The sequence below is a fragment of the Kribbella sp. NPDC026611 genome, from assembly GCF_040638345.1.
Lineage (GTDB): Bacteria > Actinomycetota > Actinomycetes > Propionibacteriales > Kribbellaceae > Kribbella.
This window is the reverse complement of sequence record NZ_JBEZYC010000002.1, coordinates 383,221-409,824: the sequence shown is the minus strand read 5'-3', so window position 1 is coordinate 409,824 and position 26,604 is coordinate 383,221. Positions and strand designations below refer to the sequence as shown.

The following is a 26,604-nucleotide window of genomic DNA, read 5'->3' as shown; positions in this document are numbered from 1 at the left end:
ATGTTCGTTACGATCGCCGTATGACCCGACCTGTCGTCAGCCGCCGCGAGCGACCCGCCAAACCCGCGCTCACCCGCGAGGGCATCGTCGCCGCGGCGGTTGCGGTCATGCAGGCGGAGGGCCTCGAGAAGGTCACCATGCGCCGCCTCGCCCAGGAGCTCGACACCGGACCCGCGTCCTTGTACGTCTACGTCCGCAACACCGCCGAGCTCCACGCCGCCATGCTCGAGCAGCTCCTCGAGCAGGTAGACCTGAGCCCGGTGCACGCGGAAGGCGGCTGGCGCGACCGCGTGATCGAGATCCTGACCTCCTACACCCTCATCCTCTTCAACCAGCCCGGCCTGGCCCAGTCGGTCCTGGTCACGAGACCTTCAGGTCCCGCCTACCTGGCCCTCGCCGAAGCGATCCTCGCCCTCCTGTCCATTGGCAAGGTCCCCCCACCCCAAGCCGCATGGGGAGTAGACCTCCTCCTCCACCACGCCACCTCCACCGCCGCCGAACAAAGCACCCGCCACCGCTCAGCCGAGTCAGCAGCCGAGGAAACCGCCCTGGCCGAAGCTCTCCGCGAGGCCTCCGCCGACACCTACCCCCACATCGCCTCCCTCGGCCCCGACCTCCTCTCCGGCCCCGGCCCAGCCCGCCTCACCTGGTCCTTCCACGTCCTCCTCACCGGCATCGCCGAAACCCCCCGGCCGCAAACGTCCAACGATGGCTGAGGGCTCAGGGCGGAAGGCGGTCGAGAAGTATCGGCCGGGAGTGCTCCGGCTTCTGTACGTCGTGGGGCTCGGTGGGCTGGCCGATGCGGCGAGCGTCAACGGGCGGGAGCGCGACGTACCGGACTATGTGCAGGAATCCGTCGCGTACTTCGACGAAAGGAAGCGGCGCGCCCAGAACAACGGCCGGCTGGCTGATGCGAGTGCTGCCGAGGCGGCGCTGGTCGACGTCTTCGGGTGGGTGCCGCAGTTCGACGTTGCGCGGGCGGCGGCGCGGGGTGCGGAGTCGCTGAAGAGCCGGGTGATGACCGAGCGGGCGACCCGGCGCAGGCAGGACATCGGCAGCGATTCCGGCATCGCGTACTTCGAGGATCTGTTCGCGCACACGGTTTCGTTGCTCGTCCGCGCGGCCGAGCGCGGCGCCTGGCACGAGCTGATGACGCTCGCGGCGCACCGCGAGATCTTCGCCGATCTCGCTCAGGTACGCGAAGGTATCGAAAGGCTCGAGGCGGCACAGCAGGGCGGATCCGAAGCGCTCAACCCGGCCGCGGTCGCGATCAGCGTCAGTCAGGCCGCCGCCGAGGCCCGGGACGAGGTTCGGCCCGAGATCCTGCCACCGATGAATCGCCTCGCGGCAATGGCAGCTGTCATCGGTGAAGCGGACCGCGTCGCGTTTCCGCTGGTGGTCCTCGGCGAAGGTGGGCTGGGCAAGAGCGTCCTGGCCGGCCAGCTCTACGACCAGTACGCCGTCGAGCGACCCACGCTGCTCATTCTCTGCAGCCACCTGCCTGCTTCGGCTGACCTCAGCTCGGCCATGCGCATCGATGCCGCCCTTGGCAGGCTCGGGTCCGGGCTGGAGGTCGGTCTGCGGGACCTGGCCGCTCTGTACGGACGGCGGCCGCTGGTCATCATCGACACGATCGATCTGCTCCTTCGCGACGAGACGGTCGACGACATCGTCGCGGTCCTGAAGTCGACCGCTGAGATCGCCGATCTCGTCATCACCTGCCGCGAGCGCGAGTGGGCCGATCTCGTCGCACCGGCCTGGCGCCCCCAGACCTGGCCGCTGCCCGCCCTCAGCAAACCGGAGGTGCTGGCTCTGGCCGCTCGGTTCGCCGCTGACACACGGATCCCCACGGTGGCCAGGGGTGCGTTCCTCGACAGCTTGAGTCTCGTTCTCGACCGTCGACGTGCCCTCGACGTCCTCGGCGTACCGCTGCGTCTGGCGATGGCTTGCGCGCTGTACGCCGCCGACGGACGGATGCCCGACGACCTGACGGTCACCCAGCTCTACCGGCAGTACTGGGAGCGGCGGGTGCGCAGTGACCGCAAGGGCCGAGTCACCGCCGGATCGAGGCGTAAGGAGGCCACAGCGCTCGAGATCGCGGCGGGCGTCTGGCGCGAGAGCCAGGCGCGATTCGTCGAGGACGTCCCCAGACCCGACGCGGCTCACGCGGATCAGCTGCTCGAGCTGCTGAGCGAGGGCGTGGTCAAGGAGACCGGCCTCCGCGTCTCCTTCTTTCACCAGACGTTCGCAGAGTTCTCGGTCGCGAAACGCCTGGCCGGCTTCGGCGGTGAAGCTGACTGGTCGCGGTTGGCCGACGGCCTGGCCGTTGGCCGATCGGGCTACTGGGGCGTGGCGAACCACCTGCTCAGCGAGGAGCTGAACGCCGACCGTCTGACCGAGATCTCCGCAGCGATACCGCGTACTTCGGTGGAGGGCGTGCGGCTGCTCGTCAGACTGGCGCTGACCGCTCCGGCCGGATTCGACCGTGAAGCCGTGCTGGCCGAGCTGCTCGCAGAGCATGCCTCCCTGCTCGCCTCCGCGGCTGACGTACTGGCCGACGCCCCCGAGGCGCATGCGCAGACCGCAGCAGAGGTCCTGCTGAAGCTTCTGGCCGGCACGTCAGCGAGCCTGACACCGATCAGGCGTTCACTCGCCACGCTGATCCGGGCCCGCGCCGACGCCTCGCAGCTGCTGAGGACCGCCTTGACCACGATCGCGTCCCGCAGCACTACGGCTTTGACCATCGCCGCGAACGAAGTAGTCCAGCTGCTCACAAGCGTCTTCGCACCCGGCCTGCGCGCGGATCGAACCGCGTTGCTCCGCACTGCTGTCGGCACCTACCTCGCGCTGCCGCAAGCCGGCCAGGCCTACCTGATCCGTCTCGTCCACGAAGCAGATCAGCCCGAGCTCGACACCGCGCTCCTCGATCTCGCGTTACAGGCCGCCCGGCCAGACGGAGTTCGCGACGAGTGTGTCGCCATCATGGTTCGGCAGCGGGCGGACCCGGCCATCCGGACCGCCCGCGGTTGGGACACGTGGCGAGCGGTACTGACCGCGCCGTACCCGACTGGCTGGTCAGGCTGCCAGGTCCGCCTGGTGCACACGATGGCGACCGACGAGACGACGGTGCACGAGCTCGTCGAGGAGGTACTGCGACCTCCGGCCGACGGACCGCTCGACCGTGGCCGGCTGACGAACGCGGCGCAACTGATCGCCGCGGATCATCCGGCGACGGTCGCCGCGGCCCTCCTCGAGGGGATCACGCCAACTCGCGACACGGTCGGATCGGCCAGCCAACTCGTCCGGGCCGTCGAACCCGTTCTGACGCGAAGTCAACGCCTGGAGCTTTCCGCGCGGCTGGTCGAGCTGGCGCATCTCGAGCCGCGGAAGGCCTGGCCCACGGCGGTGAAGCTCAGCGTCGGCGACGACGCCGTACTCGCCCAGCGGCTCGACACGCTGACGGCGACGGCTCGGTCGACGCCCGAGGCCGATCGTGCCCAGTGGAGGGTGGTCGCGGAGGGCGTCATCGACGCGCTGCTCTACTCGGCGGACCCGGCTTCCCTGGCACACCACGCGGATCGCATCAGCGACGTCGTGGTCGCGTGTGGCGGTCTTGCTGCGAACTTCGAGACACGGCTGCAGGCTGCTTGGGTACCGACGTCGTCTGCGGCGCGGGACTGGATCGATCGGGTCGTCGACGCGCCGCGGCTGCGGGCCAGGGGCTACGCGGTCACCGCCGTACTCGATCGCGCGGACGACTGGTCGCCGGAGGATTGGCAGGCGACGGGGCTCGGCTGGTTCGTCAAGCTCCTGCGCGTGCAGAACGATGGCGCCGTACCCAGGCTTGCCAAGCGGCTCCGCATCGATGCGGCGGGGCCGGCCTGGGCCCGAGCACACACGGAGGCTGTCTGCGATCGGCTCACCGGAGCGGTGGATCGGGACGAGGATCCGCAGGTCGCGGGCAGTCTGCTCGCCGTGCTCGCCGAAGCTGCGCACAGTTCGGTCAGCGACCGTTCCGCTGCGCCGACAGTTGCGGATGTCGAGGAGATCCTGGATGTCTACCACCGGGCCTTGCATCGCGCGACGCTGCCTGCTGCCAAGCGAGCGGCGCGCAATCTGCCGGCGAACTACTCGCAGACCTGTTCCGCGCTGACCGACATCGCCAAGACAGTCCTGCCGGCCGCAGATCTCATCTCCACCTCGGCTGCGCTGCTGCGGGACCTCGATACCGGCCCCATCGGCGCCGCCGCCAGCGGAAACCTCGCCGACCTGTTGACCAGCGTCGTCCGCACCTATCCGGAGGCCTGGACGACGTTCGAAGCTGCCTGGCCCGAGGCCGCCGAGTCGAACAAGCGAGCCCTTGCCGAGTGTGCCCTGTCCGGCGTCGTCACCAACGGCAGCGACGTCGCTCTCCGCCTCGCCCGCCGCGACGACTGCCCCGAGTCGGTCGCGGGCTATGTGTTACGTCTGCTGCCGTAGGGGTTCGCATCGTCGGTGCTGAATGGTTTGATGAGAGCTCCTCCGCGCCCCCGAGGGAGTTCTGATGATGCGCAAACTGTTGGTGCTGCCGTTGGTGCTGGCGATGATGGCGGTGAGTCCCGTTGCCGGGGCGGCGCCTGCCGGGCCGCGGGACGTGATCGTCCAGTTGTTCGAGTGGAACTGGACGTCGGTGGGGCGGGAGTGTGGGCAGGTGCTCGGGCCGAAGGGGTATGGCGCTGTGCAGGTCTCGCCGCCTCAGGAGCATGTGGTGGTGGCCGGGTTTCCGTGGTGGCAGGACTACCAGCCGGTGAGCTACAAGCTGGATCAGACTCGTCGCGGCACCCGCGCCGAGTTCGTTGCCATGGTCAACAGTTGTCACGCCGCGGGGGTCAAGGTGTACGTCGACTCCGTGATCAACCACATGACCGGCGGCTCGTCCGGTGGGGTCGGCAGCGCAGGGTCGCCGTACAGCCACTACGACTACCCGGGCACGTACCAGACGCAGGACTTCCACCACTGTGGGCGGAACGGGAACGACGACATCGTCAACTACGGCGACCGGTACGAGGTGCAGAACTGCGAGCTCGTCGACCTGGCCGACCTCGCGACCGGGACGACGTACGTGCGTGACCGGATCGCGGCGTACCTCAACGACCTGCTGTCGATCGGTGTCGACGGGTTCCGGCTGGACGCCTCCAAGCACATGCCGGCCGAGGACATCGCCGCGATCAAGTCCCGGCTGTCGCGGCCGGCGTACCTGTACCAGGAGGTCATCTACGGCGCCGGCGAGCCGATCACCCCGGACGAGTACGTCGGCAACGGCGACGTGCTCGAGTTCCGCTACGGGAAGGACCTCGCGAAGATCTTCAACACCGAGCGGCTGGCGTACCTGCGGACCTTCGCGTCGCCACTGGCGTCGGACAAAGCGGTCGTGTTCACCGACAACCACGACACGCAGCGGGGGAGCGGCGTACTGACGTTCCGCGACAACGGCCGCTACGCGATGGCGAACGCGTTCATGCTGGCCTGGACGTACGGGACGCCGAAGGTGATGTCGAGCTACGAGTACAGCTCGAACGACGAAGGCCCGCCGTCGACGAGCACCGGGCAGACGGTCGACACGACCTGCTTCACCAACCGCTGGCGCTGCGAGCACGCGTGGCGCGTGATCGCGAACATGGTCGGCTTCCACAACACCGTCCGCGGGACCGCGGTCACCGAGTGGTGGGACAACGGCAACGACGCGATCGCCTTCGGCCGCGGCGCCAAGGGCTACCTCGTCCTCAACGACGAAAGCACCGCCCTCACCGGCCGAAGCTTCCACACCGACCTGCCCGCGGGCACCTACTGCGACATCTTCCACGGCGACTACACCCCGGGTCACTGCAGCGGCCCGGCGTACGTCGTCGACGCGAACGGCTGGTTCCGCGCCGACATCGCCGCCCAGGACGGCCTCGCCCTGCACGCCGCCGCGAAAGTGTCCTAACTCCCGGCAGTGCGTCAGGATTGAGGAATGGAGAACGCGCGCGAACTGCTCGCGGCCGAGCGGCGGCAGGCGATCCGCCGCCTCGCCAGCCTGACCGGTGACTTCGAGCAGGTGGTCGAGGCCGCGTACGACGCCAACGCGGACGACGAGCACGACCCCGAGGGCGCGACCATCGCGTTCGAGCGCTCCCAGGTCGCGGCCCTCGTCCAACAGGTCCAGGGCCAGCTGACAGAGGTCGAGGCCGCACTCGACCGCCTGTCAGCCGGCAGCTACGGGATCTGTGAGGTGTGCGGGCAGCCGATCCCCGAGGCCCGGCTGCAAGCGAGGCCGACGGCCCGCACCTGCGTGGAATGCGCTAGCTGAGCTGGGCTAGTTGCCGTCAGGGGGCCAGGAAAGGACTCACCGCGCGAGCCAGGTCGTGGCCGAGGTCCTGGCCGGCGTAGTGGTCGAGTCTGGTGTGGATGCCGCCGTAGATGCGGCTGAGGCCGGCCTCGTCGGCGATCGCCTGCAGGGACCGGAACCTGCGCGTGACGCCCGGCAGCGTCTCCGACGTGACAGCCAGGCGCAGCCGCGGATCGAACTCCTGACCGAGCAGCGTTGCCGCGGTCTGGGAGATCACGCTATGCGCGCCGGGGTACGACGGGTCGGCCGGGGTGGTGGCCAGGCTGTTCCAGTCGGGATCGGCGGTGGTGCCGGGGTTGTTGTCGGTGTCGGCGAGCCGGATCGCCGTGATCGGGCGCCAGATCCGGAAGTGGTACTTCGCCGCGTAGAACGCGATGACCGCGTCGGCGAACGCCAGGTTGAGGTGCGCGAAGACGCGGGCGGCGCCGACGAGATCGTTGCCGTCGGCCCGGAGTACGTTCTGGGTGATCTGATTCCAGTAGTTCCAGATCGGCGCGGCCCAGAACTTGGCCTGCTCGGTCTGGTCGTCGTTGCGGTCCATGCTGGTGTCCTGGCCGAGCCGTTTCACCTCGTTGATCGCCGCGGCGTACGGGCGGCTGCGGAGGTCCGGGTACGCGCGAGGCCGGAAGCGGTCGGCGCGCTTGATCAGGAACGGCGTCACCGCCCGCCAGTGGGTGAACACGGCCGGAGCGAAAGCCGGAGGCGTTGGTCGGTACTGCCCGGGCTCGGTCCCCGGGTCCAGTGTCGGCGGAACTGCCGACGAGCCGTCGTTGCTGCGCAGCTCGAGGAGCAGGCGAGCGGTGAGCCGTCCCGCACTGATCCCGGCCTCCCGCCCGTGTCGCACGGTCAGCAGCTCCGCGTCGAGCTGCTGATCCAGGCTCTCCGTCTGCGACGGGTAGAGCGCGGCCAGCACGTCGCGCCCGGCCTGCGCAGCCGCGGCGGTCGGCGACGCGCCCGGAGCCGCGGGTACGGCGAAGAGGTACGGCGTACCCCGCCCGGTCGTGGCGACCACGGCGTTGTGGATCGCGGCGTGCAGCAGCGCGAAGCTCCGGGTCGGATGGATCGTGGGCGGCTGGAGGCCCGCGGTACGGACGATCCGGAGCATGGTCTGGTTCCACGCGACCACGACGTCGGCGCCGGCCCGGAGCTCGCTGGCCAATTCGAGGGACGGGACGCGGCTGGTCGTCCGAGTGGCCGCGAAGCTGGTGCCGGTGGCGCCGACGGCGACAGCCGCCGCGGTGGTGCCGCCGGCGATCAGCAGGCCGCGGCGTGAGACTGGAGATATCACGATGACTCCACAAGGAAGATTCGATGGTCACCAACCGATAGCCGGACGGGTTACAGTGCGCCGGTGTAACCCCAGCTCCTATTACGGGTGTGGTGTTTCTCAACGATGAACCGAACCCGGACGCGGGTCCTTCGACGGCACCGGTTCACCTTCGCGTGGTGACCCAGGACAGCTATCCCGACTGGGAGGCGGTGTACAACGACAACGTGGACCGGGTCTACCGGATCATGTTCGCGAAGGTCGGCAACCGGCCGGACGCCGAGGACCTGACCGCCGAGGTGTTCGTCACGGCGCTGCGGCCGTTGCAGCTGTCGGCGAGCGTCGGCGAGGTCCGGGCGTACCTGCTCGCGACCGCGCGGACGGTCCTCGCGGGGTACTGGCGCCGTACGTTGGGCCGCCAGATCACGCGGCTGGAGGAGGACTGGGCGCTGACGGAACCGGTAGCCGAGGCGGGCAACTCCGGCGCGGTCGCCCGGGCGGAGGCGATCCTGGCGGAGCTCCCGGAGCGCTACCGGCGGATCCTGCAGCTGCGCTTCATCGGTGCCTGTTCGTTGAAGGAAGCCGCGCTGGAACTGGGCGTGACCGTGGGCAACGCGAAGGTGCTGCAGCACCGGGCCCTTCGCCAGGCCGCGGCCGTGGCCGACAGAATGGAGGTGTGAGCATGCGCGGAGTACGCCGATTCGTCGACGACCTGCTGAGCCGGCGCCGGACGCGACGCTTCGCGGCCGGTCCGGAGGACGAGTCAGAGCTCCGGACCGCGATCGCACTGCGCGCTGCCGGCCCGGACAGCGAGCCGAGCGACGAGTTCGTCAGCTCGCTGCGCGAGCGCTTGCGGACCGAGCTCGACGAGGCGCCGCCGGTCCGGCAGTTGCCGGCCAGCCGACGCCGCTTCGTCGTGTCGATCGCGGCCGCGTCCGCGGCGTCGGTCGCGGTCGGTGCCGGCGCCGAGGCGCTGCTGAGCGGCTCCGGGGGAGCCGCCACCGCGGAGCCGATCGAGCAGACGATCACGCCAGACAACGGGGAATGGCGCGGGATCGTCGCGGCCAAGGACCTGCCGGACGGCGCCGTACGGCCGTTCGACGTCGGGGGCATCGTCGGGTTCGTGCACCGGTCCGCCGGTGAGGTGAAGGCTGTCTCCGGCGTGTGTACCCACCTGGGCTGCAAGCTGGCTCTGGACGGGCCGGCGCGGAAGCTGAACTGCCCTTGCCACAACGCCGCCTTCGCTGTCGACGGCGCTGTGCTGCAGCACCGGTTGCCGATCGCGCTGCCGCCGTTGCCGAAGCTGATGGTGCGTGAGTCCGAAGGGGTTGTGCAGGTCTTCGTGCCGCCGCGTCAGGCGTAACCCGGTGCCATATCAATGGCATGACAACCCTGCGTGGAACACGCCCCTTCGTCACCGCGCTCGCGGCGGCCGGCTGCTTGGTCGCCGTCGCGGCGTGCGGTGGCGGCACCGATAGTCAGAGCCAGGCCAATCCCGCGCCGCCGCCCGCGGCCGATTCCGAGATGCCGGGGATGACCACGTCCGCGTCTCCGGCCGGTCCGGCCGTCGCGGCGAACTCGGTCGACATCAAGGAGTTCGCGTTCGGCCCGCAGAGCATTTCGGTCAAGGTCGGTACGACGGTGACGTGGACCAACGACGACCAGGACCCGCACACGGTCACCAGCCAGAACGGCAACGGCCCGCTCAAGTCCAGCACGCTGCAGAACGGCGACAAGTACCAGTTCAAGTTCACCAAGGCGGGCTCGTTCGACTACCTGTGCACCATCCACCCGTTCATGACCGGAACCGTGGTGGTCACGGCATGAGCGACGACCTCAGCCCGGAAGGGATGACGCGGCGGCAGCTGATCCGCCATACGGCGTGGTTCGGTGCTGCCGTCGTACTCACGGTGACGGGCGGCGAGGTGATCAGCCAGGTCACGCGCCCAGACGAGAAGCCGGCCGCGATCGAGCAGGATCCGAACGCCCTGCGGTTCATCCAGATCAGCGACAGCCACCTCGGGTTCAAGGGCACGGCGAACGCGGCTGTTGAACAATCCTTCGCGGAGGCAATCCAGCAGATCAACACGTTGCCGTACCGCGCGGACTTCGTCATGCACACCGGAGACCTGACCCATCTCTCGACGCCGGCCCAGTTCGACCAGGTCAAGCAGATGATGGGCGGGCTGAACACGGGACACGTCTTCACGGTCCCGGGGGAGCACGACTCGGTCGACGACCACGGCCAGAAGTACCGGCAGGCGTTCGGCAAGGGCACCGCCGGCGACGGCTGGTACAGCTTCGACCTGCACGGCGTGCACTTCATCTCGCTGGTGAACACGCTGAGCCTGGAGTCGCTCGGTCACCTCGGCAAGCCGCAGCTCGAGTTCGTCGAGAAGGACGTCGCCAAGCTGTCCGCGGACACGCCGATCGTTGTCTTCAGCCACATCCCGTTGTTCGCCCTCTACCCCAAGTGGGGCTGGGGGACCGACGACGCCACCCAGGCGCTCAGCTACCTGAAACGGTTCTCGTCGGTGACGTGCCTGAACGGACACATCCACCAGCTGTTCACGAAGACCGAAGGCAACATCACCTTCCACAGTGCGACCACCACGGCGTACCCGCTGCCGCGGCCCGGCGAGCGGCCCGCGCCCTCGCCGGTCACGCTGCCGGCCGGGAAGCTCAAGGACGCGCTCGGGATCCGCGAGGTGCAGTACCGCGAGGGCACCGAGAATTTGGCGATCAAGGATGTGAAGCTGGCATGAGATTCGTCCGTACGTCGCTCGCCGGTCTGCCGGTGGCGGTCTGCCTCGGGGTCGTCGGCTTCATCCACGCGCAGCTGTACGCGCGCAGCTATCACGCGATCCCGTACATCGGGACGTCCTTCCGCTGGGACGCCGCCGCTTCGTTCGCGGTCGCGCTGCTCCTCCTCGCCGGGAACGCCGCCGTCATCCGGCTGCTCGCCGTCGGCCTCTGCCTCAGCGGCCTCGGCGGCTTCCTCGGCTCCCGCACGATAGGCCTGTTCGGCTTCACGGAACGCGGTTGGCAACCCGCTCCACAGGCCCTGCTCAGCGTGATCGCCTGGGTGCTCGCCCTGGTCCTGCTCCTGGTCCCATTCACCAAACAGCTCGCCGAGCGCCGGTCCGCACGCCAGGCCCATGAATGAGCTGCGGGCCACCCCAGAATCGCAACCCGAGTCTTGAGGACAGCCGGACTGCGGTCCGGATAACCTGGGGGCATGCTGCATCCAATCGTCGTCGGTGCGCTGGATACGAACTGTTGGGTCGTCCATGACCAGGGGAAGGCGCTGGTGGTCGACCCCGGCGACGAGGGTGAGCGGATCCTGGACGGTCTGGCCGGCCTCGACGTCGTGGGGCTGGTGCTCACACACGCTCACTGGGACCACGTGCTGGCTCTGCAGGACCTGCGCGAGCGCCTCGACGTACCTGTGCTTGCTCATCCGGCGGAGACCGCGGTCTGGGAGCACGAGTTGAGGCACGCCGAGCAAACGGGCCACTGGGATGCCGGCACAGCTACCGACGAGCTGCTCCCCACCGGGCAGCTCGCCTTCGACAGCCAGGCGAAACTGTGGGACGGCGTCATCGACCAAGAGTTGGCCGATGGCGACGTCCTGCAGGTGGCTGGTCTGACCGTGATCCACACACCCGGCCACACCCCGGGAAGCCTGACCTTCAAGCTCCCCGGCCAACTGTTGACCGGCGACACCCTCTTCCCAGGCGGTCCCGGCCTGACCGGCTGGCCGTTGTCCGATTTCCCCACGATCATGCGATCGGTCGATCACCTCCTGACCACCGCCGATCATTCGACCACGATCCATCCCGGCCACGGCCGCTCCACGGTGGCTTCCGCCGAACGCCCGCACCTCAAGGAGTGGCGCGCCCGCGGTTGGTGAGCCGTGAAAAATGCCGCGCCAGGCGCGCGCAAGGCAACTAGGCTCGAAGCTCGTCTGCGACGAGGAGGTTTCGTGTTTCAGCCACTGCTGGCATCCGCGACTCGAGCCGTTGAGAAACTTCGCGCGATCGGTGAACCGTTACCCGACGACTTGACCACTCAGCTGGCGAAGCTGGCTGACGATACGCAGAGCGACGCCGTCCGGTCGGCCAAGGTCGAGGAGCTGCTGCGGCCCTACGTCCTGGTCGACGTCGAGCTCGACGAGCGGGGCTACACCGCGAGTACGCCGGGCGCCGCGCCGCCGCGGCTGGTGCAGCACGGGTGGCGGAGCTCCCTGGTCCGGATCTCGAATCCGCACCAGCTGCTCGGCGATCTGTCCGCGCCGTCCAACCACGTGCTCGGGCTGGTCGACCACCACAGCCACGCCGCGCGGATCACGCTGCACGACACGCTGACCGTCGTACCGCGGATCGCGAAGAGCTGGCTGGAGGTGAAGCTCGCCGGTCCGACGGACGTGTCCGGCCTGGACGTCGAGTACAAGGTGATCAGCCTGTACAGCCGTGACGGCGGGACGCGCAGCGGTGAGCTGATGTTCGTCCTGGCGGTCGAGGAGGCCTTTGACAGCATCACCCGGCCGCCGTCCTCGAAGGCCTGGCAGCGGCTGGGGTTCGAGAGCCGCGAGTACGCCGCGAAGTTCGACTTCGACTGCCTGCCCGCGCACGACGTCCGGCTCGACGTCCGCGAGCCCGACGGCAGCACCAGCGTGGCGGCGCTGACCGTGCGGGACTCCCAGCGGCGCGCGTACCCGTCGAAGGCGATGCGACTGGCGCCGGACATGTTCTTCCACGACCACGTCTACCGGGCGACCGGCGAGGTGATCACGCTCCCGGCCGGCCAGTACGACATCGCCGCCCGGCGCGGGCCGGAGTACCGCGAGGTGCACGTCGAGGTGGACGTGTCCGCCGGCACCGAGGCGATCACGATCGAGCTCGACCGCTGGGCCGATCCGGCCGCGCACGGCTACTACTCCGGCGACCCGCACATCCACGCCGGCGGTTGCTCGCACTACAGCGTGCCATCCGAGGGCGTGAACCCGGAGACGATGATCCGGCACGTCCGCGGCGAGGGATTGTGGATGGGCAGCGTGCTGACCTGGGGACCGTGCTACTACCACCAGAAGCAGTTCTTCAGTGGCTCGTCGATCAGCCCGCGGGCCGAGCTCGAGTACCCCGCGATGCAGCAGGCCCAGGGCATGACGTGGGAGCCGCAGGACACCGACCACGACGGCCAGAGCCTGCTCCGGTACGACCTCGAGGTGTCGGGTTTCCCGTCCAGCCACTCCGGTCACGTCATCCTGCTCGGGCTCACCGACCAGGACTACCCGGGCACCACCGTCATCGAGGACTGGCCGTCGTGGAACCTGCCGGTGATGCGTTGGGGCCACGCCCAGAACGCGCTCGTCGGGTACGCGCACTGCGGTCTCGGCCTCGCGGTCGAGACCGACGAGCTGCCGAACTACGTCGTACCGGGTTTCCAGTCGATCGGGTCCAACGAGATCATCGTCGACGTACCGCTCGGTGCTGCCGACTTCCAGTGCGGTGCGGAGTTCTCCCCGGCCGCCGAGCTCAACATCTGGTACCACCTGCTGAACGTCGGCTACCGCACGCTGATGCTCGGCGAGACCGACTACCCGTGCATCTACGACGACGGCCCGGGTGTCGGGCGCACGTACGTCCAGCTGCCGGAGCCGCCGCACGGTCCGCAGGCGCTGGAGGCGTGGCTCGGCGGGCTGAAGGAGCGCGCGTCGTACTTCGGTGACGGCCGGAGCCATGTGTACGACTTCGCGGTCGACGGCGACACCAGCCGGGAGCATGCGATCGACGCTGCGGGACAGGTCCGGGTGACGGCGACGGTCGCGGCCTGGCTGCCTGAACAGCCGCCGGCGCCACCAGGGCCCGGCCAGCCCGTGTACAGCGCGCCGGTCGGCTGGCACCTCGAGCGGTCGCGGATCGGCCGGTCGCGCAACGTGCTTGTCGAGGTGCTGGTGAACGGCGTACCGGCCGGGTCACAGGAGTTGCTTGCTGACGGCAACGAGCAGGCGCTCCAATTCGACGTCGAGCTGGAGCGGTCGTCCTGGATCGCGCTGCGGATCCTGCGCAGCGTGCACACGCAGCCGATCTTCGTCGAGGTCGCCGGGCAGCCGATCCGGGCGTCGCGGCGCAGCGCGCAGTGGCTGTACGACTCGGTGGACGCGCTGTGGACTGCGAAGCAGGGCTTCATCCGCGACACCGAGCGACCGGCCGCGCGGGAGGCGTACGACGCCGCGCAAGCGACCTACTTGGTACGCCGTGACGAATGCGAGGTGGACTGATGGTTCACGGCGAACCGGCCGGCTGCTGCGGCCCGGTCGAGACGACGGCACCGATCTCGGTCACGATCAACCCGGAGGCCCGGGTGAACGTCGCCCGGACCGGCCACCGGGTGCGGAGCTTGCCGACCGGGGAGTGGCACCCAATCGAGTTCCCGATCGTCAACACCGGCTTCGTGACGGGCCGGCTGGTGATCGAGGGCGAGCCGGTGCCGGGCGTCGAGCTGGATCTCCCAGTCCACGAGCTGACCGGCGAGCCGCGCCAGGAAGGCAGCTTCCGGGTGCGTTTCGACGTACCGACGGTTGTGGACGTGACGCTGAGCTTCCGCGCGCTGGGAGCGCTCGGCGGTCTCGCGCTCCACAGCTCGCTGCACCTGATCCTCCGCTCGCACCTCAGCCCAGTCCCTGTTGCGCTGATCGGCAGCACCTGACGTCGAGATCCGCCCGTCGGCTTCGACGTTGTTGATGTCGGGCCTCGGGAAGGACGTGCTGGTGACATCAGTGGTGCTGTTTCACTCTGCGCTCGGGTTGCGCGCGGTCGAACACTCCGCGGCGAAGCTGCTGCGGAGCGATGGGCATGAGGTGCATCTGCCGGATCTGTACGGCGGGCGCGTTGCCGCGGATCTCGATTCCGGGTTGGCGCTGATGCGGGAGGTCGGCTGGGACGCGATCTGCGGTCGGGCGCAGGCCGCCGTACGCGAGGTGCCTGAGGATGCGGTGCTGATCGGGATCTCGATGGGGGCCGGGGTCGTCGGCGAGATCTGGCCGGATCGTCCGGCAGCGTCTGCCGTGGTGCTGATTCACGGGCACGCGGCGGTCCCGGCCGGCTTCGGTTCGTCCTTCGAACTGCATGCCGGGAGCAACGACACGTTCGTCGACCTGTCGCAGTGGACCGGCAAGGTGTGGACTTATCCGGGGCTTTCGCATTTCTTCACCGACCTGACGTCGCCCGACTACGACGAGGCAGCGGCCGGCCTGTTGTGGAGCCGCGTCCGGAGGGCCGTGCGATGATCGCCGGGGCCTGGGCGGTCGCGCTGACCGTCCTCTTCGGAGGGACCGGGCTCTACTGCCTCTTGCGGTTGGTGGTGGGCCGCAGGCGGGGCATCGAGACCGTCGTCGACGTGAACCACGTCGTGATGAGCCCAGCGATGCTGGCGATGGTGTGGTGGCCGGCAACCGGTGTCGCGCTATGGGCGCTGGTCGCGCTCTTCGCGGCCGGAGCGCTGGTCTTCCTCCGCCACCTGGCCAGCTCGGTCGACGTCACGGCCCGAGCGGGCGCATTGATGCATGCAGCAATGAATTTCGGCATGGTGTGGATGTTGCTCGCGATGTCCTCGCTGACGCAGACCTGGACCGCAATGCTGAGCTGGGACGTCGTCGGCTCGCTCGCCCTGGCCGCAGGTTGGTGGGGACTCCGAGCCGTCCGCTCCCGAGGCCACCGGATCGCCTGCTCCTGCCACGGCCTGGCCACCGCTGGCACCGCAACCATGCTGGCCCTGATGCTCCCAGGTCTGACATCGGTCGGCTGACACCCATCGCGGCGAGGGTGCCAGCCGACTTGCTCAGTAGCCCGCGAATACGTTGCGCAGGGTGTCCAGCGTGATGGGGCCGGTGAGGTCCACTGAGGACGGGGTGTGGTCCGGGGACAGCCGGCCGGCGATCAGTCGGAGCCAAGCTTCGGCGGGCAACGTGAGGGAGCCGTCGGGGGCGTCAGCGACGGCCTGGTCGATGCTGACCGGGTCCCCGAGGTGCAGGGAGAACTCCGACGCCGGCTCGCTCGTCGTGACCGTGAGTACAGCCTGCTGGCCGTTCAGCGCGGCCGGCTTGGTGATCCAGCTGAGGTCGGTGTCGATCTGAAGCATCAGGGGTACGGCGGCGGTGTCGAGAGTGGCGGCCGGGTCGGAGGCGCTGCGGACATCCCACGAGTGGTACGTAAGCTCGCTCAAACGCATCCGGCCGACCGTCGCCACATCGGCTGGCGCGGGGAGATAACCCAACTCGATCCGTAGGTTGTCCCGCTGATCGGCGTCCAGTGACTCGAACAAGCTGGTGAGCTTCTCGTTCCGGTCGAGGAAGCCGGCCGCCTGCTCGGCTCGGGTCGACGAGTTCCAGCGAGCCCACACGCTCTGGTTGTAGTCGCCACCGACCGGCGGCTTGCCGTCCAGGACCAGCTGGATCGTGTTGGCCATGATTTCCGCGCCGCTGCCGAGGTGGCTCAGCACCTGCGCGATGTCCCACTCCGACGCCGCCGACGGCCCGGCCAGGTCGTCGTCGTCGAATGTCCTCACCACCCCTGCCAGTCGCTCGTACCCGGTGCGCAGTGCTGCAATGACGACATCGGCGTTGCTCAACCTGTACCTCCAGCGGTGGGCGTGTGCAGCTCCTTGATACCACCGGGGTGGTGAGCAGGCCGCGAGGAGCGTGGGGCCAGGCCGATCAGGAGGCCGGTGACGACGATCGAGGCGCCGACCAGCTCGAAGGCGGTCGGGGTGGCTTGGCCGAGCAGCGCGGAGGCGGTGATGCTGCCGACGGGGACCAGGCCCGCGAAGAGGCCGGCGCGGTCGGGGCCGAGGCGGGGCATTGCGCCGTACCAGAGGAGGAAGGCGAGGCCGCCGACGATGATCGCCAAGTAGAGGAAGCCCGCGAGCTCTGGCCAGGTCGGTGCCCGGAGGGCGTGCGTTCCGTCGGTGATCACGGACGTGACCAGGAGCATGGGTACGGCGGTGGCCGCGGTGTAGCCGGAGACGCGGATCGGGCCGAGCCGGGTGAGGAGCGGGATCGCGAGGAGCGTGAAGCAGGCCTCGCAGATCAGCGCGCCGACCGACAGCAGGATCCCCGCGGTGTCGGCGGTGCCGAGGCCGGAGGTGATCGCCGTACCGGCGACGACGACAACCGCTGCGGCGACCACGTGCCGTGCGGGTCGTGCGCCGCTGAGCGCCGGTCCGGCCAGGGCGAGGACGATCGGTACGGCGCCGATGATGGTGCCGATCGTTGCCGGGTGCGCGTGCCGTGTCGCGGTGATGACGAAGATGTTGAAGAAGACCAGGCCGGTCGCGGCCAGAGCGATCAGGAGCACAACCTCACGTCGCCGCGGCCGGAGCAGCGGGAGCTGCTTGACGCGGGCGATGACGAGGAACAGTACGGCGGACAGCGCGTACCGCAGCGCCTGACCGCCGTAGATCGGGTAGCCGTTCACGAGTCCGGAGACCGCCGCCAGCGTACCGACGAGAAACATCGCGCCGGCCGCGGACGCATACGCCCCGACATTGCCCTTGACCATGACCGCCACGCTATGCGGCCGACTGGTCTTTCCCACAGGTCCAATGCAGGACAGTTCAACAGGTCCAAACCGGAGTAGTACATCCCACGCGTGCGTGTGAGTACGTCCCACGCGTGCTCCGCAGCCACCATTCGTCGCTGCGCTCCTCACCCGCGCCTGCTCCGCGCGCTCCCACTCACCCGTCTCCTGCCGGGCTGGCGCCCGGCTTGTTGCGGCTGCCGCCCGCGTTCTGCGAGCTGCCGCTCGCGGGTGACTGTATGTACCGCCCGCGTGCTACGCAGCCGCCGTTCGTCGCTGCGCTCCTCACAGCGTCCGCTACGCGCGCTCCTACTCGCCCACCCGCCGCGAGCCTCACAAGCTGCGGACGGCCCTCACGGCTGACCGTGCAACGAAACCCTGAGCAACCGCCCCTTCGCGTCCCGTCCGCTTGCCCTCGAACAGGCCGCGCTCGACCGCTCCAAGCGCAGGAACCCGTGAACTCCCGTGGCCAGTGATCGCCGGTCACGGCATTAGGTAGGTCAGTCGAAACAACGACACCAGCGCCAAACGAGACGGTCCCCAGCGAGCCCGCACACTGTTGGTCGCGCAGGCTCTCGACCTGCCTCAAGAACGACCCGATCGTCGCCGTGACCAGGACGACCTCGTCACCCCCAACGGTCGCCAGATACGCAAGTTCGGCGCTCGACTCCCACCGCCAGTGGCGTGCGACCGGGCCGAGCCGGCTCGTGAACGCATTGTCGGCTGACGTCACGATTGTTCCGTCCGGAGTCACGCCTGCAGGGTGTCCGCACACCGACGATCCTGGAGGACATCATGCCTAGTGCGAACCCGGCCACCACTCCGGTGGCTATTGAGATTCCCGAGTTGACCGGGCGCTACGCCCCGTTGGGGGATTACACCATCGCCTTCGAGACGTATCCGGTCGACGTCGATCCGGCGCCGTACTTCGTGGGGCTGCCTGACGACCGCTGCCAGTGCCCGCATTGGGGTGTTGTCACGGCGGGGGAGCTGACCTTCCGTTGGCCCGACCACTCCGAGACGTACCGCGCGGGTGACGCGTACTACGCCGGGCCGGGACATCTGCCGCTGATCACCGCGGGGACGAGCGTCGTCGAGTTCAGTCGGACCGCCGAGCTCGAGCTCACGCAAGCCGTCATCGGCGCCAACCTCGAGCGCGCCCGAGTCGGCGCATGACCAGCGTCGCAACAGCCCGGCACGGCGAGGTCGACGCCTCGGTGGCGCGTCTGGTCGACTGGCTGGAGACCGGGGAGGTGCAGGCCGGGATGCTGGCCGATGACTGCTTCCTGGACCTGTCCCTGCCGCACTGGCGGATCCAGGTCGAGGGTGTCGCCGACTGCCTCGCCGTCCGGCGCGAGCAGCATCCGTTCCCCGGAGCGGTGCGCGTCGAGCGTGTCGACCGGACCGAGGGCGGGTTCGTGATGGCGTTCGAGGAGCGGTGGGTGGCCGAGGGGCAGACGTGGTACTGCCGGGAGCAGTTCGCGGCCGACGTCGACCCACGCGGCGCGATCACCGACCTGCGGGTCTACTGCACCGGCGACTGGGACGAGGCCAGGCAGGCCGAGCACGCCGCCGAGGTAAAGCTGATCCGACCCTGACCGACCCTGACCGACCCCGACCGACTCTGACCGAACCCGACCGGTCCTGACCGAACGGAGGTAGTCGGCCAGGGCCAGGATCGTGTCGTAGCCCTCGAAGGCTACGAAGGGACGGCGACTCGAGGGCGGCTCCCAGCCTGGTGCCGAGGGGCCAGGGTCGGCAGGAGGTAGCGGAGGAAGGGGAACCCGACCGGTCCTGACCGAACCTGACCGGTCCTGACCGACCTTGACCGGCCTGATCGATCGGTCCTGATCGATCGATCACTGACTGAGCCGCCCGGGGGCGTCGTACCGTGATGTTGTGACGAGGAGTCGCGACACTGAGCTCACGGAGCGGACCCGGGCGGTTCTCAGCGCCGCGGCCGGGCACGTCTTCGGCACCGAGCCGGGTCGCCTCGCGGCGGAGCTGTACGACGTACTCGTCCGCACCACCGATGACGCCGACCGCTCGCGCGTGGCCGCTGCCCTCGCGCGCTGCTGGGCGTACGGCGGTCACGCCGATCGGGCCGGCTCCTTCGCGGACGAGGCGCTGGCGCACGCCGAGCGGACCGGTGATCCGGAGCGGATCGCGGACAGCCTCGACGCCGTGCTCGTAGCGCACTGGGGTCCGGACGACCTGCCGCTCCGCCGGGAGACCGCGACCCGGTTGGACGACGTGTCCGCTCACGTCCTCGACCCCGACGTACGGCTGCAAGCGCATCTCTGGGGTCTCCAGGTCGCCTGGGAGACCCTTCAGCTCCCCGCGATCCAGCGCCACCTCCGCGCGCTGGAGCGGCTGGGGGAGGAGTCGCCGCGGGCCCGCTTCTTCGCATCCTCTCGACGCTGGCTTTACGAGCACGTCCGTGGTGACAGCGACCGCGCGCCCGAGCTGATCCAGATCGCGGAAGCGGCCGGCGAGGACGCCGGGCTCGCCGACGCGTGGATGATCACCAAGCTGATGCGTGGCTACACCGCTCTGCACACCGGCGACGCGGCGACCGTCGAGAGGATGTGCGGGGCGATGGAGGAGTTCGCCAGGGCCGAAGGCGTGACCGAAGTGGCGACGGAGGCGGCCGCCGTGTGGACCTACCTCGGCCGGCCCGAACGCGCCCGGTCGCTGCTGGCGGAGCTTGGCCCTGAGGTCGTCGAGGCGCTTCCGCGAGACGTCAATCTGTTGCTCAACCTCCAGTGCATTCTGGAGGCCGCCCTGGCGTCCGGCGACGCGGAGATGGCTCGTACGACGGCTCGCCTGCTGACGCCGTACGAGAACCGCGCCGTGCTCAACGCCGGCGCGGTGTACTTCCACGGCGTCACCGACGACACGCTCGCGCGGGCCGCCGCGCTCGCGGGCGACCATGATCGGGCCGAGGCGCTGCGCGAGCGGGCGCTGGCGACGTACGCACGGATCGGGGCGACGTGGTGGCACGACCGGTTGAAGTCCTGGGCGCCGGTCGCCGGTGACTCCGTGGTTCACTTCCACCCGGCCGGTGACGACTTGTGGCTGATCGGCGCCGCGGACGGACGGCCGATGCGCGCGTTGCGCGGCTTCGACTACCTGCAACGGCTCCTGGCCTGCCCAGGGCAGGCGCTGTCGGCGGTCGAGCTGGTGACGGATGGTGCGGGCACCGTGCTGCAGCCTGCGGCCGGGCCGCAGCTCGATCGGCAGGCTGCGGCGGCGTACCGCCGGCGGCTGGCTGAGCTCGATGCCGAGCTCGCCGAGGCGAAGGACTGGGCCGACCTGGCCCGCGCCGAGTCTCTCGAGGCTGAACGCGCCGCCCTGCTGGCCGAGCTCAGCGCGGCGGCAGGCCTCGGCGGCCGCGCCCGCACCAGCGGTTCGACCGGCGAGCGGGCACGCATCGCAGCCACCAAGGCAATCGCCACGGCGATCGCCCGGATCGAATCGGTGGATCCCGCCGTCGGCGCGCATCTTCGTGACGCGATCCGCACCGGCACGGAGTGCACCTACCGTCCACGCCCCGACGACCGGCTCACCTGGCTGCTACGTCCTGAAGGTGTTTGACGAGAACCGCCGGCGTTCTAGTGGCCGGGGAGGTACAGGCAGAAGGGATGGCCGTCAGGGTCTTGCATGACGCGGACGCCTTCTTGTGGTTGGTGGGCCGCGGCGGTCGCGCCCAAGGACTCGGCGCGGCGTACTTCGTGGTCCAGGTCGTCGACCTGGATGTCGAGGTGAGCCTGCATCTGCTGTACGCCGGCGCGTTGTGGCCAGACCGGCGGTACGTGGTCGGACTCGAGCTGGAAGCTCAGGCCCGGCCGCTGGTCGCCGGGTGGGCGCAAGGTGACCCAGCCGGGTTCGCGAGTGCCCTCGACCCAGCCGAGGAGTTCTCGGTAGAAGTCGGCCAGCGCGGTTGGATTGGGGCTTCCGAGGACGGTGGCGGTGAGGGTAGCGGTCATGCGCTCCCAGTACCAGCCTTCAAACCGCGACGGCCAACTGTTCCAAACCAGCGCTGGGAGCCCGCGATGATGGACAGATGCAGACCGTGTTCCTGACTACCAGCTTGCGCTGATCCCGGAGCCGGCGACGCGCCGGATCCTCCTGCCGGGCTTGGGAAGCCTCCCGCGTGTGCTCGGCCTGGTGGCGACTTCGGTCGAGCCAAGGTTCCAGCTTGGTGATCGCTCTACTCGCGTTCGCGTCGACTGCCTGCGCGATCGCGCTGCTGGTCCGGGTTCTCTATTCGCCCAGGCGCCTTCGCGGCCGCATCGACGGACTGGCCGCTCAGCCTCCGGTGGTGTCGAGCCGGTAGCCGAGGCCGCGGACGGTCTCGATGGCGTGCCGGTCGAAGGGCGCGTCGAGCTTGAGCCGGAGGTACCGGATGTAGACCTCGACGACGTTCGGGTCGCCGTCGAACGCCGGGTCCCAGACGTTCTCGAGGATCTCGGTCTTGCTGACGATCTCGCCGCGGTGCCGCATCAGGTACGCGAGCAGCCCGTACTCGCGGCGGGTCAGCGTGATCTCCTGGCCGGCCCGCTCGACACGTCGCTTCACCGGGTCGAGGACCAGGTCGCCGGCCTCGATGACGACCGGCCGCTCGGGCGCGCCGCGGCGGATCAGCGCCCGGAGCCGGGCGATCAGGATCAGGAAGCTGAAGGGTTTCGTCAGGTAGTCGTCCGCGCCGAGATCGAAGGCGTCGGTCTGGTCGTACTCGCCGTCCTTCGCGGTCAGCATCAGCACCGGCGTCCAGACTCCGCGCTCGCGGAGCTGCTCGAGCACCTTGTACCCGTTGACCTTCGGCAACATGATGTCGAGCACGATGACGTCGTACTTCGACTCCGTCGCCGCCCAGACGCCGTCCTCACCGTTGTGGACGACCTCGGCCACGAAGCCGTCCTCGGTCAGGCCGTGCCGCACCGTCTCGGCCAGCGGTACTTCGTCTTCGACAATCAGCACCCGCATCTTGTCAGTGTCCGCGCTCGCGGCTGAGAACAAGCTGAGTCAGGGCAGCGGCAGCCGCACCGTCGCGATGGTCCCGCCGCCGGCAGCGCCGCTCAGGACGACGGTTCCGTGGTGCGCCTTGATGATCTCCTGGACGATCGACAGTCCGAGCCCGGAGCCGCCGCTTGCGCGGGCGCGGCTGGTGTCCAGCCGGACGAAACGCTCGAAGACCCGGACCCGATCGGCCTCGGGGATACCGTCGCCGTCGTCCTCGATGGTGACGAGGGCCGCACCGCCGTCCTCGCTGGTGGTCAGGCGCACTGTGGTGTGCGCGGCCCGCACGGCGTTGTCGACCAGGTTGCGGATCAGTTGCCCAAGGCGCAGAGGATCACCGAGGACCCGGACCGGGTGTACGTCGCTGATGACCTTCAGCTCGCTGCTCTGGCGAAGTCGCAGTACCTCGGTGTCGACGAGATCGTCCAGGTCGACCTCGGCGCGCTGGATCGGCAACGCAGCATCGTCTGCTTTGGCGAGCAGGAGCAGGTTCTCAACCAGGCGGCGCATGCGCTCGGCCTCGCCGCGCATCAGGCCGTGCAGGTCCTGCCACGACTGTCCCTGCGCCGCGGGCTCGATGACTTCGAGGCCGGCGGCAACGGTCGAGAGCGGCGAGCGGAGCTCGTGGCTCGCGTCGGCCACGAATCGGCGCTGGGTCGCCTGCCCGGCTTCGAGCCGGTCGAGCATCTCGTTCATGGTCGCGGCCAGCCGGGCGACCTCGTCCTCGGTCTCGGGCACCGGGACGCGTTCGGTCAGGTCGGTCGACTCAATCCCCTGAACGCGCGCACGGATCCGTTCGACCGGTCCTAACGCCCGGCCGGCGAGCAGCCAACCGGCGACCGCAACCACGATCAACAGGACCGGGAAGCCGACGAGCAGGTACTTCGTCACCGTGGTCACCGTCGAGCGCTGGGTCGCGATCGACGAGGCCACCACCACAGCGTAGGTCTGCCCGTCGTACTGCACGCCGCGGGCAACGATCAGGTAGTCGTGGTCGTCGTCGAGAAACGGCATCTCGCCCACCTCGGCGCGTTCGATCGCGCCGGGCGCTGGATGCAGGCCGGTGAGCGCCTTGTTGTCGGCGCGGGCCGAGGACGCGGCAACGATCTTGCCGGTGCTGTCGAGGACCTGGATCAGCTGACTGGCTCGGGTCGACTCGGCGAGATCGGCGCTGAGCCTCGCGACGCCCTGCTGACTCACCTGCGACGCCACATCGGCGGCCCGCCCGTCGGCGGCATCCGAGACGGTCGTGATCAGGGCCCGCTGGAGGAGCAGCAGCAGTACGGCGGCCCCGAGCGCCATGGCCGCGGCAACCACGACCACCGCCGCCGCGGTTGACCTGCTGCGAACACTCGCGCGCCGAAGCCGCGAGACCGCCTTGCGTACTACGGCCAAGTCACCAGCCCCTTCCACGGCGGAGGCTCGCGAAGACGTCGTCCAACGGAGTGCCAGGCGTCCGGCCGTGTTCGACGTACCACTCGCGGCCGAGCATCCGGCGGAACAACCAGGTCGGCAGCTTCAGCAGCAGGCCGAGGGTCCGGGCCCCACCGTCCGAGCTGGCCTGGCTCGCGTGTGCCTCGAAGGCCTGTCGCTTCTGGCGGGAGTACGCGCGTACGTCGACGCGGTGCGTGATGGACGCACTGGGGGAGTAGGCGTGGTCGTAGTCGGCGGTGTGGACGGCAGGCAGTACCCCGGGGATCAGCTCGACGAGCCGCACAAGTCGTTGGATCAGCCGACGATCGATCGTTGCCTCGAGCACCAACGGCGTACCGGCCCGGGCGGCGGCGTACGTCCCGGCCTGGTGAACCTGCCGGTGGTCCGGATGCCCGTACCCACCGGCCGGGTCGTAGACCGTCAAGGCATCCGCCCGCTCCTCGCGGAGGAGGTCGATCAGCGGAGCCGCGGCGCGCTCGACCGGCAGCGCACTGAACGCACCGTCCACCACCGGGCCGGAGGAACCCGAGTCCTTGAACCCGAACCGCACCACCCGCGCGCACCCGAGCACCGCCGCCGACCGATCGAGCTCGTCGCGTCGGACGGTTGCCAGCCCACCGGCCTGGTACGACGAGGACGCGAGGCCGGCCTCACCATCGGTGGCGACCGCGAGCACGACCCGATGACCTTCGGCCGCCAACCGGGCCAGCGTCCCGCCCATCAGGAGCGCCTCGTCGTCCGGGTGCGCGTGGAAGGCGACGAGCGTGAACCGATCGGCCATGGTTCGAGCATGGCACGCCGTACAGCACCGCCCTAGTTGCTCTCAGCACGCTCTCAGCCGACCGATTCCACGCTGGGATCGATGAACCAACGCGACAAGTGGCCAGGGGTGCCGATGGACCGTCGACGGAGACGGCTGCTGACCTCCGTCCTCAGCGTGGCGCTGACCGCTGGGCTGGTCGTCCTCCTGCCCCGGGCTGTCGGTGCGACCTGGGGACAGGTCGGTGGTGTGCTCGGCCAGGTGTCGGTCGGGGAGCTGGCGCTGCTCGCGGTCGTCTGGATCTCTGGGTTGTGGGCGCACTCGTTCGTGCTGGCTGCATCCCTCCCTGGGCTGACGAAGCGGCGCGGCCTGACGCTCAGCCTGACCGGGAGCGCCGTCGCGAACGTCCTGCCGCTCGGTGGCGCAGTGGGGACGGCGCTCAACTTCGCGATGGTTCGGCGTTGGGGGTTCAGCTCGGCCGCGTTCGGCGGCTTCCTCGCGGTGACGACGCTGCTGAACGTTCTTTCGAAGCTCGGAGTGATCGCGCTCGCCCTGGGGCTCGTGCCGCTGCTGCACAGCGCCTCGGCCTTCGGAGCAGGCAGTCTGCTGTTCGTCCCGGTCCCGATCGCCGTCCTCGGCGGCCTGTGGATCCTCGCCGACGAACGGGCCGCCGCACGCATCGGAGCGGCCCTCGACAAGCCGATCGGCAGGTTTCGCCGGTCCGACCTGCGGTCGCAGCTGCCCGAGCTCCGGCGTTCGATCCTAGGCGTGGTCCGGGCCCGGTGGCGTCCGATGACAGCCGGGATGATCGCGTACCTCGCGTTGCAGCTTGCCCTGCTGTGGATGTGCTTTCACGCGTTGCAGGTACCGCTCGGACTGCTCGTGCTCTTCACCGGTCTGGCGGTCGAGCGTCTCCTGACCCTGGTACCGATCACGCCGGGAAGCGCCGGTGTGGTGGAGGTCGGCGCGACGGCTGCGCTCGTGGCCCTCGGTGGCGACCCGGCCGGGGTGGCCGCCGGTCTGTTGCTGTTCCGCGGCTTCACCTACCTGATGGAGATCCCCGTCGGTGGGGTCCTGCTGGCGGTCTGGTCCTGGCTCCAGCGGCGGCCGGCGGTGGTGGCGGGATGAGGATCGCGTTGGTCAGCGACTGTTACCTGCCCAGGCTCGGGGGGATCGAGTTGCAGGTCCACGACCTCGCCGTGCAGCTGGTGGGCGCCGGGCACGACGTCACCGTGTTCACCACCACCGACGGATCGAGTGCGGCCGGCGTCGTACGGCTGCCGGCCGTCGCGGGGGTCCCGTTGACCGTCGAGCGGCTCCGGGCTGAGCTGCCGCGGTACGACGTCGTGCACTGCCACACCTCGCTCTTCTCTCCATTGGGCTGGCAGGCGGCGCGTTTGGTCGACGGCGCGATCCTGACGCTGCACTCGTTGCCCAGTTCGTCGACGCCGTGGCCGGTCGGCCGGATCGACCGGTACGTCGGCTCTGTGCGGTGGACCGCTGTCAGCTCGGTCGTGGCCGACGTACTGCGGCGGCTGCTGCCCCGGCGGCAGGTCGACGTACTGCACAACGGGGTGGATCCGGCGATGTGGAGCCGGCCCCGGCGCCCGGACCACCCGTTGACGATCGTGAGCACGATGCGGCTGGCGCGGCGCAAGCGCCCGGCGGCCCTGCTCGGGACGCTCCGGCAGATCCGGGAGCTCGTCCCGCCGGCCGTCGAACTGCGGGCGGTCGTCGTCGGCAGTGGTCCGCGTACGCGGGCGATGGCCGCCGAAGTCTCTCGCGGGCTGGATTGGGTGGAGCTGCCAGGCCGACTGACCCGCTTCGAGATCCGGGAGTTGTACGCCGAGGCCGACGTGTATCTGGCGCCGGCCGAGCTGGAGTCGTTCGGCGTCGCCGCGCTCGAAGCGCGCTGTGCCGGCCTGCCGGTCGTGGCGATGGCCTCCGGTGGGGTCGGCGAGTTCATCCGGCCGGGGATCGAGGGATACCTGGTGAACGGCGACCGGGAGATGGCGACCACGGTCGCGGCGCTGCTCGCCGATCCCGCGACCATGTCTCGGCTGCAGCGCCACAACCGGACCACCGAGCCGGAGATGACCTGGGAGCGAGTCGTCCGGCAGCATCTCGCGATGTACCGGACTCAGTACGCTCGTCGGCTGATACGCGTTGCGTAGTA

26 protein-coding genes are annotated in these 26,604 nt (G+C 69.5%); 19 read left to right on the top strand and 7 right to left on the bottom strand.

The genetic code is table 11. The features are described from left to right. The first annotated feature begins 20 nt into the window (after positions 1 to 20). From AB0E69_RS08090 to AB0E69_RS08075, 4 genes are all read left to right on the top strand, one after another. Entirely contained in the window at positions 21 to 716 is a 696-nt protein-coding gene (locus tag AB0E69_RS08090) for a TetR/AcrR family transcriptional regulator (RefSeq protein ID WP_360141531.1), read from the top strand. Then, on the top strand, positions 709 to 4,479 hold the full coding sequence (locus tag AB0E69_RS08085; RefSeq protein WP_360141528.1) for a hypothetical protein: 3,771 nt from the start codon (positions 709 to 711) through the stop codon (positions 4,477 to 4,479). Before AB0E69_RS08090 ends, AB0E69_RS08085 begins: the two co-directional genes overlap by 8 nt. A gap of 64 nt (positions 4,480 to 4,543) precedes the next feature. Next, positions 4,544 to 5,965, top strand: coding sequence for an alpha-amylase family protein (locus tag AB0E69_RS08080; RefSeq protein WP_360141525.1), 1,422 nt, complete (start codon positions 4,544 to 4,546; stop codon positions 5,963 to 5,965). A gap of 27 nt (positions 5,966 to 5,992) precedes the next feature. Continuing rightward, on the top strand, positions 5,993 to 6,328 hold the full coding sequence (locus AB0E69_RS08075) for a TraR/DksA C4-type zinc finger protein (RefSeq protein ID WP_360141522.1): 336 nt from the start codon (positions 5,993 to 5,995) through the stop codon (positions 6,326 to 6,328). A gap of 16 nt (positions 6,329 to 6,344) precedes the next feature. On the opposite strand, the gene AB0E69_RS08070 is transcribed toward AB0E69_RS08075, so the two are convergent. After that, positions 6,345 to 7,655: a vanadium-dependent haloperoxidase gene (locus tag AB0E69_RS08070; RefSeq protein WP_360141519.1), complete on the bottom strand. Its 1,311-nt coding sequence runs from the start codon at positions 7,653 to 7,655 to the stop codon at positions 6,345 to 6,347. A 158-nt stretch (positions 7,656 to 7,813) separates the two neighbouring features. Between AB0E69_RS08070 and AB0E69_RS08065 the strand changes: the two genes are divergently transcribed. The 10 genes from AB0E69_RS08065 to AB0E69_RS08020 all read left to right on the top strand — a co-directional run bounded on the left by AB0E69_RS08065 (position 7,814) and on the right by AB0E69_RS08020 (position 15,443). Continuing rightward, positions 7,814 to 8,314, top strand: a complete 501-nt coding sequence (locus AB0E69_RS08065; protein WP_360141516.1) for an RNA polymerase sigma factor — start codon at positions 7,814 to 7,816, stop codon at positions 8,312 to 8,314. Positions 8,315 to 8,316: 2 nt separating this feature from the next. Beyond that, on the top strand, positions 8,317 to 8,997 hold the full coding sequence (locus tag AB0E69_RS08060) for a Rieske 2Fe-2S domain-containing protein (protein ID WP_360143004.1): 681 nt from the start codon (positions 8,317 to 8,319) through the stop codon (positions 8,995 to 8,997). Positions 8,998 to 9,017: 20 nt separating this feature from the next. Next, positions 9,018 to 9,461 (top strand): cupredoxin family copper-binding protein, encoded by a 444-nt coding sequence (locus AB0E69_RS08055; protein WP_360141513.1) that lies wholly within the window; start codon positions 9,018 to 9,020, stop codon positions 9,459 to 9,461. Further along, on the top strand, positions 9,458 to 10,399 hold the full coding sequence (locus AB0E69_RS08050) for a metallophosphoesterase (protein ID WP_360141510.1): 942 nt from the start codon (positions 9,458 to 9,460) through the stop codon (positions 10,397 to 10,399). The genes AB0E69_RS08055 and AB0E69_RS08050 overlap by 4 nt, the downstream gene beginning before the upstream one ends. Next, positions 10,396 to 10,800, top strand: a complete 405-nt coding sequence (locus AB0E69_RS08045) for a hypothetical protein (RefSeq protein WP_360141507.1) — start codon at positions 10,396 to 10,398, stop codon at positions 10,798 to 10,800. The genes AB0E69_RS08050 and AB0E69_RS08045 overlap by 4 nt, the downstream gene beginning before the upstream one ends. Positions 10,801 to 10,872: 72 nt before the next feature. Further along, entirely contained in the window at positions 10,873 to 11,547 is a 675-nt protein-coding gene (locus tag AB0E69_RS08040) for an MBL fold metallo-hydrolase (protein WP_360141504.1), read from the top strand. Between the two features lie 150 nt (positions 11,548 to 11,697). Beyond that, positions 11,698 to 13,917: a CehA/McbA family metallohydrolase gene (locus AB0E69_RS08035; protein ID WP_360141501.1), complete on the top strand. Its 2,220-nt coding sequence runs from the start codon at positions 11,698 to 11,700 to the stop codon at positions 13,915 to 13,917. Then, complete coding sequence (locus AB0E69_RS08030; RefSeq protein ID WP_360141498.1) at positions 13,917 to 14,345, top strand: hypothetical protein; 429 nt, start codon at positions 13,917 to 13,919, stop codon at positions 14,343 to 14,345. The genes AB0E69_RS08035 and AB0E69_RS08030 overlap by 1 nt, the downstream gene beginning before the upstream one ends. Positions 14,346 to 14,406: 61 nt before the next feature. Beyond that, on the top strand, positions 14,407 to 14,925 hold the full coding sequence (locus tag AB0E69_RS08025; RefSeq protein WP_360141496.1) for a dienelactone hydrolase family protein: 519 nt from the start codon (positions 14,407 to 14,409) through the stop codon (positions 14,923 to 14,925). After that, on the top strand, positions 14,922 to 15,443 hold the full coding sequence (locus tag AB0E69_RS08020) for a DUF5134 domain-containing protein (RefSeq protein WP_360141493.1): 522 nt from the start codon (positions 14,922 to 14,924) through the stop codon (positions 15,441 to 15,443). Before AB0E69_RS08025 ends, AB0E69_RS08020 begins: the two co-directional genes overlap by 4 nt. Positions 15,444 to 15,476: 33 nt before the next feature. Here AB0E69_RS08020 and AB0E69_RS08015 read toward each other — a convergent pair whose 3' ends face one another. Continuing rightward, the gene (locus AB0E69_RS08015) at positions 15,477 to 16,265 is read right to left on the bottom strand and encodes a maleylpyruvate isomerase family mycothiol-dependent enzyme (RefSeq protein WP_360141490.1); all 789 of its coding nucleotides are present in this window, start codon (positions 16,263 to 16,265) and stop codon (positions 15,477 to 15,479) included. Then, positions 16,262 to 17,194: a DMT family transporter gene (locus AB0E69_RS08010; RefSeq protein ID WP_360141487.1), complete on the bottom strand. Its 933-nt coding sequence runs from the start codon at positions 17,192 to 17,194 to the stop codon at positions 16,262 to 16,264. The genes AB0E69_RS08015 and AB0E69_RS08010 overlap by 4 nt, the downstream gene beginning before the upstream one ends. An 813-nt stretch (positions 17,195 to 18,007) precedes the next feature. Between AB0E69_RS08010 and AB0E69_RS08005 the strand changes: the two genes are divergently transcribed. The 3 genes from AB0E69_RS08005 (at position 18,008) to AB0E69_RS07995 (ending at position 20,809) form a co-directional block, all read left to right on the top strand. Beyond that, positions 18,008 to 18,388: a cupin domain-containing protein gene (locus AB0E69_RS08005; protein ID WP_360141484.1), complete on the top strand. Its 381-nt coding sequence runs from the start codon at positions 18,008 to 18,010 to the stop codon at positions 18,386 to 18,388. Beyond that, positions 18,385 to 18,810, top strand: coding sequence for a hypothetical protein (locus AB0E69_RS08000; RefSeq protein ID WP_360141481.1), 426 nt, complete (start codon positions 18,385 to 18,387; stop codon positions 18,808 to 18,810). Before AB0E69_RS08005 ends, AB0E69_RS08000 begins: the two co-directional genes overlap by 4 nt. Positions 18,811 to 19,111: 301 nt before the next feature. Next, positions 19,112 to 20,809 carry a hypothetical protein gene (locus tag AB0E69_RS07995; protein WP_360141478.1) on the top strand — a complete coding sequence of 566 codons (1,698 nt, stop codon included), beginning with the start codon at positions 19,112 to 19,114 and terminating at the stop codon, positions 20,807 to 20,809. Positions 20,810 to 20,826: 17 nt separating this feature from the next. Here AB0E69_RS07995 and AB0E69_RS07990 read toward each other — a convergent pair whose 3' ends face one another. From AB0E69_RS07990 to AB0E69_RS07975, 4 genes are all read right to left on the bottom strand, one after another. Further along, entirely contained in the window at positions 20,827 to 21,201 is a 375-nt protein-coding gene (locus tag AB0E69_RS07990; protein ID WP_360141475.1) for a VOC family protein, read from the bottom strand. A 322-nt stretch (positions 21,202 to 21,523) separates the two neighbouring features. Then, complete coding sequence (locus AB0E69_RS07985) at positions 21,524 to 22,201, bottom strand: response regulator transcription factor (RefSeq protein ID WP_360141472.1); 678 nt, start codon at positions 22,199 to 22,201, stop codon at positions 21,524 to 21,526. A 39-nt stretch (positions 22,202 to 22,240) separates the two neighbouring features. Then, complete coding sequence (locus AB0E69_RS07980) at positions 22,241 to 23,629, bottom strand: HAMP domain-containing sensor histidine kinase (protein WP_360141469.1); 1,389 nt, start codon at positions 23,627 to 23,629, stop codon at positions 22,241 to 22,243. Between the two features lies 1 nt (position 23,630). Further along, positions 23,631 to 24,449 (bottom strand): PIG-L family deacetylase, encoded by an 819-nt coding sequence (locus AB0E69_RS07975; protein ID WP_360141466.1) that lies wholly within the window; start codon positions 24,447 to 24,449, stop codon positions 23,631 to 23,633. A gap of 81 nt (positions 24,450 to 24,530) precedes the next feature. On the opposite strand from AB0E69_RS07975, the gene AB0E69_RS07970 reads away from it, so the two are divergent. After that, positions 24,531 to 25,556, top strand: coding sequence for a lysylphosphatidylglycerol synthase transmembrane domain-containing protein (locus AB0E69_RS07970; protein ID WP_360141463.1), 1,026 nt, complete (start codon positions 24,531 to 24,533; stop codon positions 25,554 to 25,556). Next, on the top strand, positions 25,553 to 26,602 hold the full coding sequence (locus AB0E69_RS07965) for a glycosyltransferase family 4 protein (RefSeq protein WP_360141460.1): 1,050 nt from the start codon (positions 25,553 to 25,555) through the stop codon (positions 26,600 to 26,602). Before AB0E69_RS07970 ends, AB0E69_RS07965 begins: the two co-directional genes overlap by 4 nt. The last annotated feature ends 2 nt before the right edge of the window (positions 26,603 to 26,604 follow it).